The sequence below is a fragment of the Microbispora sp. CA-102843 genome, from assembly GCF_050936215.1.
Classification (GTDB): domain Bacteria; phylum Actinomycetota; class Actinomycetes; order Streptosporangiales; family Streptosporangiaceae; genus Microbispora.
This window is the reverse complement of record NZ_JBNJNF010000001.1, coordinates 1,044,977-1,059,659: the sequence shown is the minus strand read 5'-3', so window position 1 is coordinate 1,059,659 and position 14,683 is coordinate 1,044,977. Positions and strand designations below refer to the sequence as shown.

Genomic DNA, 14,683 nt, shown 5'->3' with positions numbered 1-14,683 from the left:
GTACGCCTGCCTAGCCGAGCCGCTGGACGAGGGCGCGGTACTCGTCCCACAGTTCCTTCGGCATGTGGTCGCCGAAGGTCTCGAAGTGGGGCGGGATCAGCGCGGCCTCCTCGCGCCACACCTCGGGGTCGACGCTGAGCAGGAGTTCCATGTCCTCGGGCGTGATGTCGAGGCCCTCGGTGTCGAGCGAGACCGGCAGGTTGCCGATCGGCGTGGGCACGGCGTCGGCCACGCCGTTCAGCCGGTCGACGATCCACTTGAGCACCCGGCTGTTCTCGCCGAAGCCCGGCCACACGAAGCGGCCGCCCGCGTCCTTGCGGAACCAGTTCACGTAGTAGATCTTGGGCAGCTTCTCCGGGTCGGTCATCTTGCCGACCTCGACCCAGTGCGCGAAGTAGTCGCCCATGTTGTAGCCGCAGAACGGCAGCATCGCGAACGGGTCGCGGCGGAGCTCGCCGACCTTGCCCTCGGCCGCCGCGGTCTTCTCCGAGGCCACGTTGGCGCCGAGGAAGACGCCGTGCTGCCAGCTCAGCGACTCGGTCACCAGCGGCACCGCGGTCGCCCTGCGGCCGCCGAACAGGATGGCCGAGATCGGCACCCCGGCCGGGTCCTGCCACTCGCGGGCGATCGTCGGGCACTGCTCGGCCGGAGTGGTGAACCGGGCGTTCGGGTGGGCGGCGGGCTCGCCGGACTCCGGCGTCCAGTCGCGGCCCTTCCAGTCGGTGAGATGCGCGGGCGGCTCGTCCGTGAGGCCCTCCCACCAGACGTCCCCGTCGTCGGTCAGCGCGACGTTCGTGAAGATGCTGTTGCCCCACAGCGTCTCGATCGCGTTGGCGTTCGTGGACTGGCCGGTCCCGGGCGCGACGCCGAAGAAGCCGGCCTCCGGGTTGATCGCGTACAGCCGGCCGTCCGGGCCGAAGCGCATCCAGGCGATGTCGTCGCCGATCGTCTCGACCTTCCAGCCCGGGATCGTGGGCTGGAGCATGGCGAGATTCGTCTTGCCGCACGCCGACGGGAAGGCCGCGGCGACGTAACGCGCCTCGCCCTGCGGCGGCGTGAGCTTGAGGATCAGCATGTGCTCGGCCAGCCAGCCCTCGTCGCGGGCCATCGCGCTGGCGATCCGCAGCGCGTAGCACTTCTTGCCCAGCAGCGCGTTGCCGCCGTAGCCCGAGCCGTACGACCAGATCTCGCGGCTCTCCGGGAAGTGGCTGATGTACTTGGTCCCGCTGCACGGCCACGGCACGTCGGCCTGGCCGGGCTTCAGCGGCGCGCCCACCGAGTGGACCGCCTTGACGAAGTCGCCGCGCTCCTCGATGAGGCGGAGCGCTGCCTCGCCCATCCTGGTCATGATCCGCATCGACACCACGACGTACGGCGAGTCGGTGATCTCGACGCCCAGCTGCGAGATGTTCCCGCCCAGGGGGCCCATGCAGAACGGCACGACGTACATCGTCCGGCCCCGCATGCAGCCCTTGAACAGCGTGGCGAACGTCCGGCGCATCTCGTCGGGCGCGATCCAGTTGTTGGTCGGCCCGGCGTCCTCCTCACGCTCGGAGCAGATGAACGTGCGGTCCTCCACGCGGGCGACGTCGTTCGGGTCCGAGGCCGCGTAGAAGCTGTTGGGACGCTTGACCAGCCGCGTGAAGGTGCCCTGCTCGACCAGAAGGTTGGTCAGGCGCGTCCATTCGGCCTCGGAGCCGTCGCACCATTCGATCCGGTCCGGCTGGGTCAGCTCCGCGATCTGGCTCACCCAGGCCGCCAGATCGCTGTGAGTCGTGGGCCTCGGTACCTCAACTGAAATGGACACGGGGGCGGCTCCTTAATCTCTCAGGGCCAGAGCATCATCAGCGATGAATGGCTTCCGAATCCAATTGGAGTAGACCATCGTGTTTCCACTCCGTTAAATCGGCGCCATTCTCGGCTTCACGGCCTCAGACAGCATCGACGCAGGCAGAGGCAGTGATGTTGTGGGACCTTACCCACTCTGGCCCTCTTGAAAAAACGTCCTTCTCCCCCTTACCCGCCTCGCCGGCGTTACACATTGGTATAGGCCAATTCGAATGGTCCAGACCTCTTCGGCAATTGGTTCAGTCCAATCCGCCGGGACCTTCCGCCCTGATCCGGTCCACGTGCTGGAGGGCATCGCGCAGGTCAGCGAGCCAACTGTCGGTGTGTTTGCCGACGAGCCGGACGCACCAGGCCAGCGCGTCGCTGCGGCTGCGCGCGACACCCGCGGCGACCAGGGTGTCGAGGACCTGCCGTTCCGGCTGACGCAGCCGGGTCATGACGGGGACGGAGAGAGTGGTGAACATCACTGTCTCGCCACCGGCGACGACGCCCCAGGAGACCTTGCGGCGGAAGCGGTGCTCGGCCTCCTTGGCGATCTCGATCCTGCGCTCGCGGGTCTCCTCGCGGAATCGCTCGACGTACCCCTCGACCGCCGCCGCACGCTCCAGGTCGGGAAGCCCATCGGCCACCGACAGCGGCGGAAGCGTGCCGAGCACGGTGATCTCCTCGCGGTCCACGACGACCTCGGGGGCTTCGGCGAACCAGTTCTCGGGCAACCGGCCGGCAAACCAGGCGCTCAACTGCTCTTCTGCATGCATGTAATCAACATTACATCGCTGCTCAGTTATGACCCAGTGCGTCCTCCTACCGGGGAGTACGGGCAGGGGTGGAAAAACGGCAAAATCGGAGCATGAGCTCACCACAGCGCGCCGACCGGACCCCGCATCCATCCGACCGCGTTGTCACGAGCCTGCGCGAGCGCAAGAAGGCCAAGACCCGCCGGACCATCCAGGAGGAGGCCCTGCGGCTGTTCACGCAGCAGGGATACGAGGCCACGACGATCGAGCAGATCGCGGAGGCCGCGGAGGTCTCGCCGAGCACGTTCTTCCGCTACTTCCCTACCAAGGAGGACGTGGTCACCCAGGACGACTACGACCCGATCCTCATGGAGATGATCAAGGCCCAGCCGCCGGACCTGCCTCCGCTGACCGCGCTGCGCGGCGCGTTCCGTACCGCGTTCGCGTCGATGCGGGCCGAGGAGCTGGACAAGCTGCTCGCCCGGACCAAGCTGTCCACCTCCGTGCCCGCCCTGCGGGCGCGGACCGTGGAGGGGCTGTTCGCCACGATCGACGTGCTCGCCGGCGCGGTGGCCGAGCGGGCGGGCCGCGACCCCCACAGCCTCGCCGTACGGGCCCTCGCCGGCGCGGTCATGGGAGTCCTGCTCCCGGCCCTGTTCGCCTGGGTCGAGCGGGACGGCGCCACCCCGCTGCCCGATCTGGTCGACGAGGCTCTCGGCTGCCTGGAGGCCGGGCTGCCGATCTAGTCCATCCGGTCCGGCACGACCCGAAGGACGATCTTCCCCTGGATGTGCCCGCGCTCGGCCCGTTCATGGGCCCTCGCGGCCTCGGCGAGCGGGAAGACGGAGTCCAGGCCGACGCGCAGCGAGCCCTCTTCCAGCAGAGCCGCCGGACGCCTGGTCAAACGGGCCCAGGACGACGGCCACATCCGGCCCGACGCCGACGGGATGGACGTGTTGGCGCTGACCAGCGCCATCGGCTGGATCGCCGAGCAGGGCCCTGTCGTCGCCGAGCGGCGCGAGCACCTGTTCTCGCTCGTCATGGACGGCCTGGCCGCCGGCGCGGTCAGCGGACGCGGGCGGAGAGCTGCGGACTGACCCGGACGACCCCGGCGAGGTTCTTGGTGTAGACGTTCGCGATCTTCACGACGTCGCCGGTGTGCGGGGCGTGCAGCATCTTCCCGTTGCCCCAGTAGATGGCGACGTGCGAGATATAGCTGGGGTTGGTCGGGTCGTTGCGCCAGAACAACAGGTCGCCCGGCTGCGCCTGCGACAGCGGCACCTGCGGCCCGGTGGCCCACTGCTGCGACGTCACCCGCGGCATTCGCACGCCCGCCTGCGCGTACGCCCACTGCACGAGCCCCGAGCAGTCAAAGCTGTCGGGCCCCTCGGCGCCCCACACGTAGGGCCGGCCGAGCTTGCCGACGGCCGCCGTGAGCGCGACCTTGAGCTGCTCCACGGACATGAACGCGGTCTGCGGCCACACGGTGCGCCCCTTGGGCGTCACCACCACCGGGTTGATCGTGGCGACCTGGCTGCCCTTGGGCAGGATCTTCAGCAGCCTGAGGCGGAGCTTGCGGGAGTCGACTTTGGGCGCGCTCACGACCAGGGCGTTGCCGTCCGGGATGCCGAGCGCCGTCGCCGTCCCCTTCGAGACGATCGCCGCGATCGAGCCCATGCCCACCGTGGCGTACGCGCCGATGCGCAGCCGCCTGGCGCCGCTGTGGACCTGCGAGCCGAGCTGCACGCCGCCGTCATTGCCGAGTTCGAAGGAGACCGCCATGTCGCCGGCGGCGATGTTGCGCCACAACTCGTCCGAGGAGGCCGTCACCTTCGGTGTGTACGAGCGGAAGGTGGACGGGTCGACGCCCATCGTCGGCACCCGCTTGCCGTCCACGACCACGTCGGCCGCGCCGGTCACCTCGGCGGCGGTCACGCCCTTCTCCTTGCGCACCTTCTCCACCACCTCGGGTGGGAGGGGCCGGTTGGCCACCACGAACAGGTGCGGGCGGGTCAGCCGCTCCAGCGGAGCCACCGGCTGCTGCGTCACGGTCTGGGCGACCGGGGCCTGGCGCCCCGGCGTCGGAGTCGACGTGTCGCGAGCCTGCCGCGCCGCCGCCACGTAGCCGTTGCCCGTGCGCTGCTCGGACAGGGCCGTGACCTCGCCTGAGCTCGGGGATTCCGACCCGAGTTCACCGAGCACGAGCACGTCGATCGTCAGCACGGTGGCGAGCGCCACAGCGATGAGGGGAACCGTCTTGCGCAGGCGCCCGGGGCGGGGCAGGCGGGGGCGGTAGGCGAGGTCCTGACGAGCCTCGGACGCGGCTCTCGCGAGCTTCCTGCCTAAACGGGTGGACGGACGCGCTCGGCGTTCGAGCACGATCTCACCCCTCCCGCGGCGAATGGTCCGGTCCTCGACGAGACTGCCGCACGGCCGGGAATACCGCAAACGCATACGGAATTCCCGGCCGCGGCGAAAAGGGTGGGACCTAGTTGCCGATGTACGGAACGGCTTCGAGGATCTCGACGGTGTTCTGCCTGCCGTTGGGCAGCGTGTACGTCGCCTTTTCCCCGATCTTCTTGCCGTTGATCGCGGACCCGAGGGGAGAGTTCGGCGAGTAGACGTCGATGGGCGCGCCGCTCTCCTCGCGGGAGGCCAGCAGGAAGGTGACCTCCTCGTCGTCGCCGGCGAAGCGGACCGTCACGGTCATGCCGGGACCCACGATGCCCTCGGCGCGGGGAGCCTCACCGACCCTGGCGCTGTCCAGGATCTGCCGGAGGTGGAAGATGCGGGCCTCCATCTTGCCCTGCTCGTCCTTGGCGGCGTGGTAGCCACCGTTCTCCCTGAGGTCACCCTCTTCCCGGGCGGCTTCGATCTTCTTGGCGATGTCCGTGCGACCCGGGCCCGAAAGGTACTCGTACTCCTCCTTGAGGCGGTCGTACGCCTCTTGCGTCAGCCAGGTGACGTTGTCGTTCTGGGAGACGGCCACGGGCTCTCCTTGTTTCCGTAAGTGACTCGAAAGGCTGTCAAGTTAACGCCTTCGAACGCTTCCCCAAAGATTCCACTATACGAGATCGCAGTAGTCGACATGTACTGCTGTGGCCTGGGCGCTTGTCCTCAGCCGCTCGGTGAACTCGAGGTCCGACCGCCCCTTGGGAATGTCGACCTCGCGGCTGCCGACCTCCAGGTGCTTGGTGTCGAGTGCCTGGATCCGGCACATCGCCGCCCGGTCGGCGGGCTTGTGCACGGTGAAGGTTATGGCGGCGGAGTCCGGAGCGCTCGCGTCAAAGGTGATCACGTCCGCGCTCACGGACGGATTCCCGTTGGCGCGGAGCATCACGTAGCCCCATCCGCCCGCGATGACCGCCACGATCAGCGCCATCACGACGTACGTCACCAGCCTGGCGGGCCGCGCCGGGCGGGGCACGAAGTCGTCCGGCGTGCCGAGCACCGGGCGTGTCCCCTGGCCGCCGGCCTCATCGGTGGGCATCGCGGAATCTCCCTGAGGATTGTCGGTGTTGTGCGAGACGATCGTCCGCACAAGTCGACCGTGTCCGCGACGCGGGGCCATACCGGGTCCGGAACACAGGGTCTCTTAGAAGCTAACCTCTTTTCGTAGCCAGAGGACACCATGAGGAGAGCCGTGAGTGCACCGTTGAGGCTGATGGCCGTACACGCGCACCCAGACGACGAGTCGAGCAAGGGTGCCGCCACGATGGCCCGCTACGTCGCGGAGGGCGCTGAGGTGCTCGTTGTCACGTGTACGGGTGGTGAACGCGGCTCGATCCTCAACCCCAAGATGGACCGGCCCGACATCCTGGAGAACATGGGCGAGGTGCGCCGCCAGGAGATGGAGAAGGCGCGCGAGATCCTCGGCGTCCAGCAGCGTTTCCTCGGCTTCGTCGACTCCGGGCTGCCGGAGGACGAGAACGAGCCGCTGCCCGAGGAGTGCTTCGCGCTGCAGCCGCTCGAGGTGGCCTCGGCGCCGCTCGTCGCCGCCGTCCGGGAGTTCCGGCCGCACGTGATCCTCACGTACGACGACAACGGCGGCTATCCGCACCCGGACCACATCATGACCAACCGGGTGTCGGTCGAGGCGTTCGAGGCGGCGGGCGACCCCGACCGCTACCCCGGCACGGGTGAGCCGTGGCAGCCGCTGAAGCTCTACTACCACATGGGCTTCACCCGGGAGCGGTTCGAGGCGCTGCACAACGCCATGACCGAGCGCGACATGGGCTCGCCGTACGCCGACTGGATCTCGCGGTGGGAGGACCGGCCGCAGAAGTGGGAGGTCACCACCAGGGTCCCGTGCGCGGAGTACTTCGAGGTCCGCGATCTCGCCCTGCTCGCGCACGCCACCCAGGTGGACCCCGACGGGTTCTGGTTCGTCTGCCCGCGTGAGCTCCAGGAGGAGATCTGGCCGACCGAGGACTACCACCTCGCGCGGTCGCTCGTGGACACCTCGTTGCCGGAGGATGACCTGTTCACGGGGATCCACGCGGAGGTCACCCCTGCCTGCTCGTAAGCTGGAAGGCGTGGATGCAACCAGCTACGGGCCGGGTCTCCTGGGCTTCCTTGTCGTCGCCGGGATCGGTTTGGCCCTGTTCTTCCTGTTGAAGAACATGAACAAGCAGATGAGGAAGATCCAGGTGCCGCACGACGGCCACGAGGACGAACGGCACGGGAACGGGCCCGAGGCGTGAGCGCGGCCGCCCAGGTCGTCGACAACCCCGCCGCGTCGCGTTACGAGATCCTTCTCGACGGCGCTGTCGCGGGGTTCGCCCAGTATCGGCTGCGGGGCGGCTCGATGGTCTTCCCGCACACCGAGATACGCGACGAGTTCGAGGGCCGCGGGCTGGGCAGCAGGCTGGTGGGCGGGGCACTCGACGGAGCGCGGGCGGCCGGTCTGCGGGTCGTGCCGCTGTGCTCGTTCGTGGCCTGGTACATCCAGCGCCATCCGGAATATCGCGATCTGGTGGACGACGGCTACGGGGACCTGGTCGACACGCCCGGGTGACCCCCCTCGGTCGGGCAGCCTCGGTCGCGCAGCCTCAGTCAGGTAGCGCGGGACCTGAGGACCAGGCGCGCTCCAGCGCCTTGGGCAGGCCCCACCAGCCCAGCGGGGTCAGCACCTCGGCCCGGTTCACGATGCCGAGGTGCGCCCACAGCGGTGTCACCGCCGTGAACAGCATCTCCGTAGCCTCCAGGTCCTCCGGCTCGTCCGGGTCCAGGTCGACGTCCTCGGAGTCGGCGATGAACCGGGCGATCCGCTCGGGCGAGGCGAGCACCCCGGGGCCGTACCGGACCAGGGCGATCACCGAGGCGAGCCAGTCGGCGTGGTGGATGGCGCACAACGAGGCCAGTATCGAGTCCTCGTGGCTGAGCTCGCCCTCCATGTCGAAGAACCGGGCGGCGTCCTCCTCGTCCGGGAGGTCGGAGATCGGCGCGGCGATCCCGGCGGCGACGGTGAGCCACAGGTCCTCGTCGCGTTCGGGCAGCTCGCCGTCCTCCAGCCCGGCGCAGGCGCGCAGCACGTTGCCCGGGTAGCCGGGCCGAGTCAGCGTCACGCGCAGCCGCTGGGCGGCCAAGCGGAGATCGGCCTCGGGGAAGGGCGGCTCCGGCAGGTCGTCGAGCACCCGCCGCAGCTCGCTCAGCGCGAACGCCTCCTCCTCGTCCCAGGCGGCGTACAGCTCCTGGTCCTGCTCGTCGTTGACCACGACGTTGGGCACCCTGCCGTCCGGCAGCGGGGTGCCGAGCCAGCGCTCCTGGAGCTCCTCGTAGGCGTGCCGGGCGCCGGGATCCCCGGCGGCCAGCGCGTCCGCGTCGATCTCTCCGGCCGCCAGCCGCTCCTCCAGGAACTCGACCAGCCGCTCGTACATCTCGGTGGCCACCGGGCCGCGCTCGCTCTCCTCGGGCCACAGGAAGTAGCTGCGGGTGAGCATGATCGGCTCGGTCCCGCTGGACTCCAGCCAGCGCTGCACGTCGCCGACCGTCGCCACGCCGGACTCGATGCTCATCAGCACGGCTTTGGCCGACTCCCAGAACCTGGGCGACAGCGGGTTGCCCGCCGCGAACATCTGCCGGCGCAGGTCGGGAAGGGCGACCAGGGCCTGTCCGGACGGAACGGCCAGCAGCACCCGCGCGACGTCGCGCCGCGTCATAGCGGCCGCCGGGCGTCCCGAGTGCCTGATAGCGAAGTCCAGATCCAAGCCCACGTCCTGTGAGCCTACGCCGGGACGGGCCGGAACACATCCCCGCGGTCTCCCACGCGTTCGCCCCGGACATGGCAAACGGCCCCACCTGGGAAAACGGTTCGCCGATCAGCGTGGGCTGTTCGGCGCGCCACTGGTGCCGATGAATCACGCGAGCGACCCCGGAGCCTGTCCACTGCGCCGTACCCTGGTCGGGAGCGACGAAAGGCGGTGTCGGTGAGCGCTCAGCCCGTCCACCAGCATTCGGCCGAACAGCCGCGTGTGCCCCGGACCATCGGTGGTATCTCGAACGCCCTCCGGGGCGCCCGTCGGGCGCAGATCTTCGCGGAGCTGCTGGAAGCTCAGCAGGGGACGGAACTCGACGGCGTGCTCACGACCTGGTGGGGACGGGCGATGCTCGACACCGATCCCCATCGTGACCGCGTCCGCGGGGCCGCCGAGGCGGGCACGCTGCCCACCACCACGATGGACGACATCGCCCACCGCAGGCAGGAACGCAGCACCTCGGAAGGACCACCACGTCATCCTTACCCGCATCGTCCTTTTTCGACGGTGTGAGAGGCTGGCCCTATGAACCGGCTGGGCGGCGAGACCTCTCCCTACCTCCTGCAACACGCGGACAATCCGGTGGACTGGTTCCCCTGGGGTGAGGAGGCGTTCGCGGAGGCGCGCGGGCGCGACGTCCCCCTGCTGATCAGCGTGGGCTATTCGGCGTGCCACTGGTGCCATGTCATGGCGCACGAGTCGTTCGAGGACGAGGCCACCGCCCGGCTGATGAACGAGTTGTTCGTCAACGTCAAGGTGGACCGCGAGGAGCGGCCCGACGTGGACGCCGTCTACATGGGCGCGGTTCAGGCGATGACCGGGCAGGGCGGCTGGCCGATGACGGTCTTCGCCACCCCCGACGGACACCCGTTCTACGCCGGCACCTACTTCCCCCGGCCGCACTTCCAGCGGCTGCTGGACGCCGTCTCGCAGGCCTGGCGGCAGGACCGGGAGGGCGTCCTGGCCCAGGGGGAGAAGGTGGTGGAGGCGCTCGCCGAACGCGCCGGGACGCCGTCGGGCCCACTGCCCACCGCCGAGACCCTCGACCTCGCCGTACGGAACCTCGCGGAGAGCTTCGACGAGCGGCGGGGCGGATTCGGCGGGGCGCCCAAGTTCCCGCCGTCCATGGTCCTGGAGTTCCTGCTGCGGCATGGCACCCGAGAGGCCGTCGCCATGGCGGAGACGACCATGGAGGCGATGGCCAGGGGTGGCATGTACGACCAGCTCGGCGGGGGCTTCGCCCGCTACTCGGTCGACGTGGGCTGGGTCGTGCCGCATTTCGAGAAGATGCTCTACGACAACGCGCTGCTGCTGCGGGTCTACGCCCACTGGTGGCGCGCCACCGGCTCGGTCCTGGCCAGGCGGGTGGTCCTGGAGACCGCAGAATGGCTGCTGCGGGAGATGCGCACGCCCGAGGGCGCCTTCGCCTCGGCCCTCGACGCCGACAGCGAGGGACCGGACGGCACCCACGGCGAGGGGTTGTTCTACGTCTGGACCCCCGAACAGCTCCGCGAGGTCCTCGGGGAGGACGACGCCGCCTGGGCGGCATCGGTGTTCGAGGTGACCGGCACGTTCGAGCACGGCATGTCGGTGCTCCAGCTTCTCGCCGACCCCGACGACCCGGCCCGGTTCGACCGGGTCCGTACGGCCCTGCGCGCCGCGCGGGAGCGGCGGCCACGGCCCGGCCGGGACGACAAGGTCGTGGCCTCCTGGAACGGGCTCGCGATCGCCGCCCTGGCCGAGGCGGGCGCGCTCTTCGACCGGCAGGACCTGGTCGACGCCGCACGTGAGGCGGCCGTGCTGCTCGACGACCTGCACACGGTGAGCCACGACCCGGCCCGGCTGCTGCGGACCTCCCGCGACGGCCGGGCGGGGGCCAACGCGGGCATGCTGGAGGACTACGCCAACACGGCCGAGGGCTTCCTCGCCCTCTACGGCGTGACCGGCGAGAGCCGGTGGTTCCACCGCGCAGGAGACCTGCTGGAGACCGTGCTGACGCGGTTCCCGGACGGGTCAGGGGGGTTCTACGACGCCCCTGACGACGGCGAGCGGCTGTTCCAGCGGCCCCAGGACCCGACCGACAACGCGACGCCGTCGGGCCAGTTCGCGGCGGCGGGGGCGCTGCTGTCGTACGCCGCGCTCACCGGTTCGGCCCGGCACCGGGAGGCGGCCGAGGCGGCCCTGGGCACGGTCTCCGCGCTGGCGGGGCGGTACGCCCGGTTCGCCGGGTGGGGTCTCGCGGTGGCGGAGGCGGCGCTGCGCGGCCCCGCCGAGGTGGCGATCATCGGCCCGGCCGACGACGCCCGCACCCGCGCGCTGCACCGGGCGGCCCTCATGTCCGGCACTCCGGGGCTGGTCGTCGCGCTGGGCACGGGGCAGCTCGGCACCGCGCCGGTGGACGTGCCGCTGCTCGAAGGGCGGGGCATGGTCGACGGCTCGCCCGCGGCCTACGTGTGCCGGCGGTTCACCTGCCGGGCGCCGGTCACCACCCCCGCCGAACTGCGAGCAGAACTGACCCACTAGAAGCGGCACAGCAGAGGCGGCAGGTCGGGGCGCCCTCAGGTGTGATCTCCGACCAGATCGCCGGCAGCCCGGACGAGGGCGCGGACGCGTGCGGTGGAGTTGTCGGCTCTCCACAGCAGGCCCCACCGCCGGCAGCGGGGCGATGGGGTCGCCTGAGCGTCACAGTCGCCCGCCACCGGAGTGCCGGGCCGGGGCCGTCAGCGAGCGGGGACCTGGGCGACCGGGAGCTGCGGCCCGGGGATCTGCGCGACCGGGCCGGCCTGGCCGCTCTGACCGCTCTGACCATTCTGGCCAGTCTGGCCAGTCTGCGCGTTCTGGCCGGACTGACCCGTCTGGCCCGTCCGCCGGGTGCCCGGGTCGGTCTGGCCGGCCCGCTTGGCAGCCGTGCCGGTGGCGCCCGCGTCGGATCTGGCGGTCCCCGTCTCGGGGCCGGCGCGGGTGGCGGCGTCCGCGGCACCCGTATCGCGGGTGCGGCCCGTGCCGGTCGGGCCGCTCTGGCCGGTCGCGTCGCCGATGCCGTTCGCGCCGCCTCTCGGGCCTGCCTCGCCGTCCTGGCCGGTCGCGCCCTGCTGCTCCTCGTCCGCGCCCGTGGGCGCGCCGGGCATGTCCTGGCCGGGCACCGTCGTCTCGTCATCCCGCCCGTACGGCATGGGCGACCCGGCGGGCCCCGACGGATAGGCCGTGGGAGCCCCGCCCTGCTGGGGCATGGCCATGCCGTAGGTGTCCCAGTAGTAGGGGTTCCACGTGACCGGGTCGGGGAACTCCCTGACCGGCTTGTCCTCCATGGCGGTGCTCATGAAGGTCTTCCAGATCTCGGCGGGCAGGGTGCCGCCGTACAACTCGCCGTATCCGGGCACGGTCACCGGCTTGTTGTCGTCGCGGAACATGTTGACCGCGACGGCCAGCTGGGGGACGTAGCCGGAGAACCAGACGGCCGCCGACTCGTCGGTGGTGCCGGTCTTGCCCGCCACCGGACGGTCCCACAGCCCCGCGGCCGTGCCGGTGCCGCTGCGCACCACCTGCTCCAGTGCGTACGTCGTGTCGGCGGCGGTGTTCTCGCTGAAGGCCCGGGTGCCGGGTGGGGCGAATTTCCGGGTGAGTCCGGTGCTGTCGGTGACCGCCCGGATCACGTGAGGCTCGTGGTGGATGCCTCCGGCGGCGAAGGTGGCGAACCCGGAGGCCTGCTGAACAGCGCTCACCGAGGCCACGCCGAGGGGCAACGTGGCGGCGCCCTGGTGTGGGACGAGTTGCGCCGCGGGGATCCCGGCGGCCCGCGCCGCCGCGACGACCTTGTCGAGGCCGATCCGCTGCCCGAGGTCCACGAAGGCGGTGTTGACCGAGAACTGCGTCGCCTGGAGCAGTGTGATCGCCTGCCCGTACGACTTGCCCCCGGAGTTGGGGATGTCGGCGGAGCCGATGCGGATGGGGGAGTTGCCGTAGACCAGCGTGTCGAGCCCGTATCCCGCTTCGAGCGCGGCGGCCAGCGTGTAGGGCTTGAACGTCGAGCCGGCCTGCACCTTGGCGGAGAAGGCGTTGTCGTACTGGTTGGTCTCGTAACGACCGCCGTAGAAGGCGACGACCTCACCGGTCGCGGGATCGATGGCCGCCAGGCCGGTGCGGACCTTCTTGGGGGTGTCGTCCGGCAGGACCGACTTGACCGCCTGCTGGGCCTGCGCCATCAGCTTCTTGTCGAACGTCGTGGTGACCTTCAGGCCGCCGTGGTTGATGTCCTCGTCGGTGAAGCCGAGCCGGTTCAGCTCGGCGCGCACCTGCGCCAGCATGTAGCCGTTCTGGCCGCCGAGGGACAGCGGCGCCCGCTGCTCGGCGAGTGTGGGGAACACCTGGGCGGCGGCCTCTTCACGGGTGATCGCGCCGGTCTCGCGCATGCCCTTGATCACCGACGTCCATCTGGCCTTCACCGCGTCGAGCGCGGCCCCGGTCGGGTTGGCGAAACGGGTGGGCTGCTGGATCACGGCGGCGAGGTAGGCGCCCTCGGCCGCCGTCAGGTTCTGCACGTCCTTGTCGAAGTAGGCCCGCGCGGCGGCCTGGATGCCGTAAGCCCCCCGGCCGAAGTAGATGGTGTTGAGATAGCGCTCCAGCACCCAGTCTTTCGACTTGGAACGATCCACCTTCAGCGCGATCATGATCTCCTTGAGCTTGCGCCCGATGGAGCGTTCCTGACCGAGGCCGGTGTAGTAGTTGCGGACCATCTGCTGAGTGATCGTGGAGCCGCCCTGGAGCTGACGGCCGCTGATCGTCGACCACACGGCGCGGGCCGTACCGGACAGGGAGACGCCCTGGTCCTGATAGAACGTCCGGTTCTCCGCCGCGATGACCGCGCTTCTGACGACCTGGGGGACCTGCGTGAGCGGCACGTTCTTGCGGTTGACGCCCTCGGTGGCGAGGACCGTCCTGCCGTCCCGGTAGTAGATCACCGAGCCCTGGGCCGTCGCCAGTTCCTGGGTGCTGTCCGGGATGGGGGTCAGCGCCCACACCACGGCGAGGAACACGGCGAGCCCGACGATCCCGGTGGCCACGCTCACGAGGAGGACACGCGGCAGCCGTCTTCGCCGGCGAGGCTCCGGCGTGCCGCCGTCCCCGCCGCCTCCTCCCCCGTCCGGGCCGCCGAGTGACGCCCGTGGATCCATGGCGCCCTCCCCGATCGGGCCCTCCTCGGCGCTGTCCACGCTGTGACCCCCGATAAGTCCGATACCCCCGCTACGCCCATTTGTGTCCTCTGAGCTGGGCGGATGGAACCACGGTAAACGATGGCCATCGATGGTCCGGCACTTCCCGCGACGTCTGTGGAAAAGCCTGCCCCGCGGCAAGGACACTGTGGAAAACGCGCGTCAGCCCCCGGCCGCACGGACGAGCGGGAGGGTCCGGTACGGCACAGGCGTGTCGAGCGCGATCACCGATTCGGTCCGCACGACGCCCTGCACGTCCACGATCAGGTCGATGACGCGCTGGAGGTCGGCGTTGCTGCGGGCGACCACGCGGCAGAGCATGTCTCCCCCGCCGGTGATCGTGTGGACCTCCAGGACCTCGGGGATGAGCGCGAGCTGGTCGGCCACCGGCACGTGTCCCGCGACCTGCCGGATGTGCAACGTCACGAACGCCGTCACGTCGAAGCCGAGCGCGCCCGGATCGATGTTCGGGCCGTAGCCGGTGATGACTCCCCTCTCCGCCATCCGGTCGAGCCGGGCCTGCACCGTCCCCCGGGCGACGTTCAGCCTGCGGGAGCACTCGAGCACGCCGATCCTGGGCTCGGCGGCCAGCAGGGCGACGAGCCGGGCATCGAGGTGGTCAATCGTCATA

At 70.2% G+C, this 14,683-nt stretch carries 15 protein-coding genes and 1 pseudogene; 7 read left to right on the top strand and 9 right to left on the bottom strand.

The window, feature by feature from the left end:
* Positions 1-10: 10 nt before the first annotated feature.
* The gene (locus ACQEVJ_RS04940; protein ID WP_433097606.1) at positions 11-1,807 is read right to left on the bottom strand and encodes a phosphoenolpyruvate carboxykinase (GTP); all 1,797 of its coding nucleotides are present in this window, start codon (positions 1,805-1,807) and stop codon (positions 11-13) included.
* Between the two features lie 280 nt (positions 1,808-2,087).
* On the bottom strand, positions 2,088-2,606 hold the full coding sequence (locus ACQEVJ_RS04935; protein ID WP_433097604.1) for a hypothetical protein: 519 nt from the start codon (positions 2,604-2,606) through the stop codon (positions 2,088-2,090).
* 92 nt (positions 2,607-2,698) lie between these two features.
* Here ACQEVJ_RS04935 and ACQEVJ_RS04930 point away from each other — a divergent pair, with 92 nt between their 5' ends.
* On the top strand, positions 2,699-3,331 hold the full coding sequence (locus tag ACQEVJ_RS04930) for a TetR family transcriptional regulator (RefSeq protein ID WP_433097602.1): 633 nt from the start codon (positions 2,699-2,701) through the stop codon (positions 3,329-3,331).
* On the opposite strand, the gene ACQEVJ_RS04925 is transcribed toward ACQEVJ_RS04930, so the two are convergent.
* Entirely contained in the window at positions 3,328-3,513 is a 186-nt protein-coding gene (locus ACQEVJ_RS04925; protein ID WP_433112567.1) for a zinc-binding dehydrogenase, read from the bottom strand. The two genes, ACQEVJ_RS04930 and ACQEVJ_RS04925, sit on opposite strands and share 4 nt — an antisense overlap.
* Here ACQEVJ_RS04925 and ACQEVJ_RS04920 point away from each other — a divergent pair.
* A pseudogene (locus ACQEVJ_RS04920) lies at positions 3,470-3,682 on the top strand (hypothetical protein); the annotation flags it as partial. The gene ACQEVJ_RS04925 and the pseudogene ACQEVJ_RS04920 sit on opposite strands and share 44 nt — an antisense overlap.
* Here ACQEVJ_RS04920 and ACQEVJ_RS04915 read toward each other — a convergent pair.
* The 3 genes from ACQEVJ_RS04915 to ACQEVJ_RS04905 form a co-directional block, all read right to left on the bottom strand.
* The gene (locus ACQEVJ_RS04915) at positions 3,651-4,964 is read right to left on the bottom strand and encodes a C40 family peptidase (protein ID WP_433097600.1); all 1,314 of its coding nucleotides are present in this window, start codon (positions 4,962-4,964) and stop codon (positions 3,651-3,653) included. The pseudogene ACQEVJ_RS04920 and the gene ACQEVJ_RS04915 overlap by 32 nt on opposite strands.
* Positions 4,965-5,073: 109 nt before the next feature.
* On the bottom strand, positions 5,074-5,574 hold the full coding sequence (greA, locus tag ACQEVJ_RS04910; protein WP_142571247.1) for a transcription elongation factor GreA: 501 nt from the start codon (positions 5,572-5,574) through the stop codon (positions 5,074-5,076).
* A 75-nt stretch (positions 5,575-5,649) separates the two neighbouring features.
* A complete protein-coding gene (locus ACQEVJ_RS04905; protein ID WP_433097598.1) occupies positions 5,650-6,075 on the bottom strand; it encodes a DUF4307 domain-containing protein in 426 nt (141 codons plus the stop codon).
* 153 nt (positions 6,076-6,228) lie between these two features.
* Between ACQEVJ_RS04905 and mca the strand changes: the two genes are divergently transcribed.
* Genes mca through ACQEVJ_RS04890 form a run of 3 tightly spaced genes read left to right on the top strand, consistent with a single transcriptional unit; the run spans position 6,229 to position 7,602 of the window.
* Positions 6,229-7,110 carry a mycothiol conjugate amidase Mca gene (mca, locus tag ACQEVJ_RS04900; protein ID WP_433097596.1) on the top strand — a complete coding sequence of 294 codons (882 nt, stop codon included), beginning with the start codon at positions 6,229-6,231 and terminating at the stop codon, positions 7,108-7,110.
* A 10-nt stretch (positions 7,111-7,120) separates the two neighbouring features.
* Complete coding sequence (locus tag ACQEVJ_RS04895) at positions 7,121-7,288, top strand: hypothetical protein (RefSeq protein WP_433097594.1); 168 nt, start codon at positions 7,121-7,123, stop codon at positions 7,286-7,288.
* The gene (locus ACQEVJ_RS04890) at positions 7,285-7,602 is read left to right on the top strand and encodes a GNAT family N-acetyltransferase (RefSeq protein WP_433097592.1); all 318 of its coding nucleotides are present in this window, start codon (positions 7,285-7,287) and stop codon (positions 7,600-7,602) included. The genes ACQEVJ_RS04895 and ACQEVJ_RS04890 overlap by 4 nt, the downstream gene beginning before the upstream one ends.
* Before the next feature lie 34 nt (positions 7,603-7,636).
* Here ACQEVJ_RS04890 and ACQEVJ_RS04885 read toward each other — a convergent pair whose 3' ends face one another.
* A complete protein-coding gene (locus tag ACQEVJ_RS04885) occupies positions 7,637-8,800 on the bottom strand; it encodes a hypothetical protein (protein WP_433097590.1) in 1,164 nt (387 codons plus the stop codon).
* Positions 8,801-9,013: 213 nt separating this feature from the next.
* On the opposite strand from ACQEVJ_RS04885, the gene ACQEVJ_RS04880 reads away from it, so the two are divergent.
* Together ACQEVJ_RS04880 and ACQEVJ_RS04875 are read left to right on the top strand one after the other, a co-directional pair.
* Positions 9,014-9,355, top strand: a complete 342-nt coding sequence (locus tag ACQEVJ_RS04880) for a hypothetical protein (RefSeq protein WP_433097588.1) — start codon at positions 9,014-9,016, stop codon at positions 9,353-9,355.
* A gap of 12 nt (positions 9,356-9,367) precedes the next feature.
* Positions 9,368-11,365, top strand: coding sequence for a thioredoxin domain-containing protein (locus ACQEVJ_RS04875; RefSeq protein WP_433097586.1), 1,998 nt, complete (start codon positions 9,368-9,370; stop codon positions 11,363-11,365).
* A gap of 197 nt (positions 11,366-11,562) precedes the next feature.
* On the opposite strand, the gene ACQEVJ_RS04870 is transcribed toward ACQEVJ_RS04875, so the two are convergent.
* Positions 11,563-14,013 carry a transglycosylase domain-containing protein gene (locus ACQEVJ_RS04870; protein ID WP_433097584.1) on the bottom strand — a complete coding sequence of 817 codons (2,451 nt, stop codon included), beginning with the start codon at positions 14,011-14,013 and terminating at the stop codon, positions 11,563-11,565.
* Between the two features lie 201 nt (positions 14,014-14,214).
* Positions 14,215-14,682 carry an Lrp/AsnC family transcriptional regulator gene (locus ACQEVJ_RS04865; protein WP_433097582.1) on the bottom strand — a complete coding sequence of 156 codons (468 nt, stop codon included), beginning with the start codon at positions 14,680-14,682 and terminating at the stop codon, positions 14,215-14,217.
* Position 14,683: the final 1 nt, after the last annotated feature.

Bases quoted from the DNA above. Each gene is read 5' to 3' on its own strand.
- ACQEVJ_RS04865 (WP_433097582.1), bottom strand. From the start codon at position 14,682: ATGACGATTGACCACCTCGATGCCCGGCTCGTCGCCCTGCTGGCCGCC.
- ACQEVJ_RS04935 (WP_433097604.1), bottom strand. From the start codon at position 2,606: ATGCATGCAGAAGAGCAGTTGAGCGCCTGGTTTGCCGGCCGGTTGCCC.
- ACQEVJ_RS04930 (WP_433097602.1), top strand. From the start codon at position 2,699: ATGAGCTCACCACAGCGCGCCGACCGGACCCCGCATCCATCCGACCGC.
- ACQEVJ_RS04925 (WP_433112567.1), bottom strand. From the start codon at position 3,513: ATGTGGCCGTCGTCCTGGGCCCGTTTGACCAGGCGTCCGGCGGCTCTG.
- ACQEVJ_RS04870 (WP_433097584.1), bottom strand. From the start codon at position 14,013: ATGGATCCACGGGCGTCACTCGGCGGCCCGGACGGGGGAGGAGGCGGC.
- ACQEVJ_RS04875 (WP_433097586.1), top strand. From the start codon at position 9,368: ATGAACCGGCTGGGCGGCGAGACCTCTCCCTACCTCCTGCAACACGCG.
- ACQEVJ_RS04905 (WP_433097598.1), bottom strand. From the start codon at position 6,075: ATGCCCACCGATGAGGCCGGCGGCCAGGGGACACGCCCGGTGCTCGGC.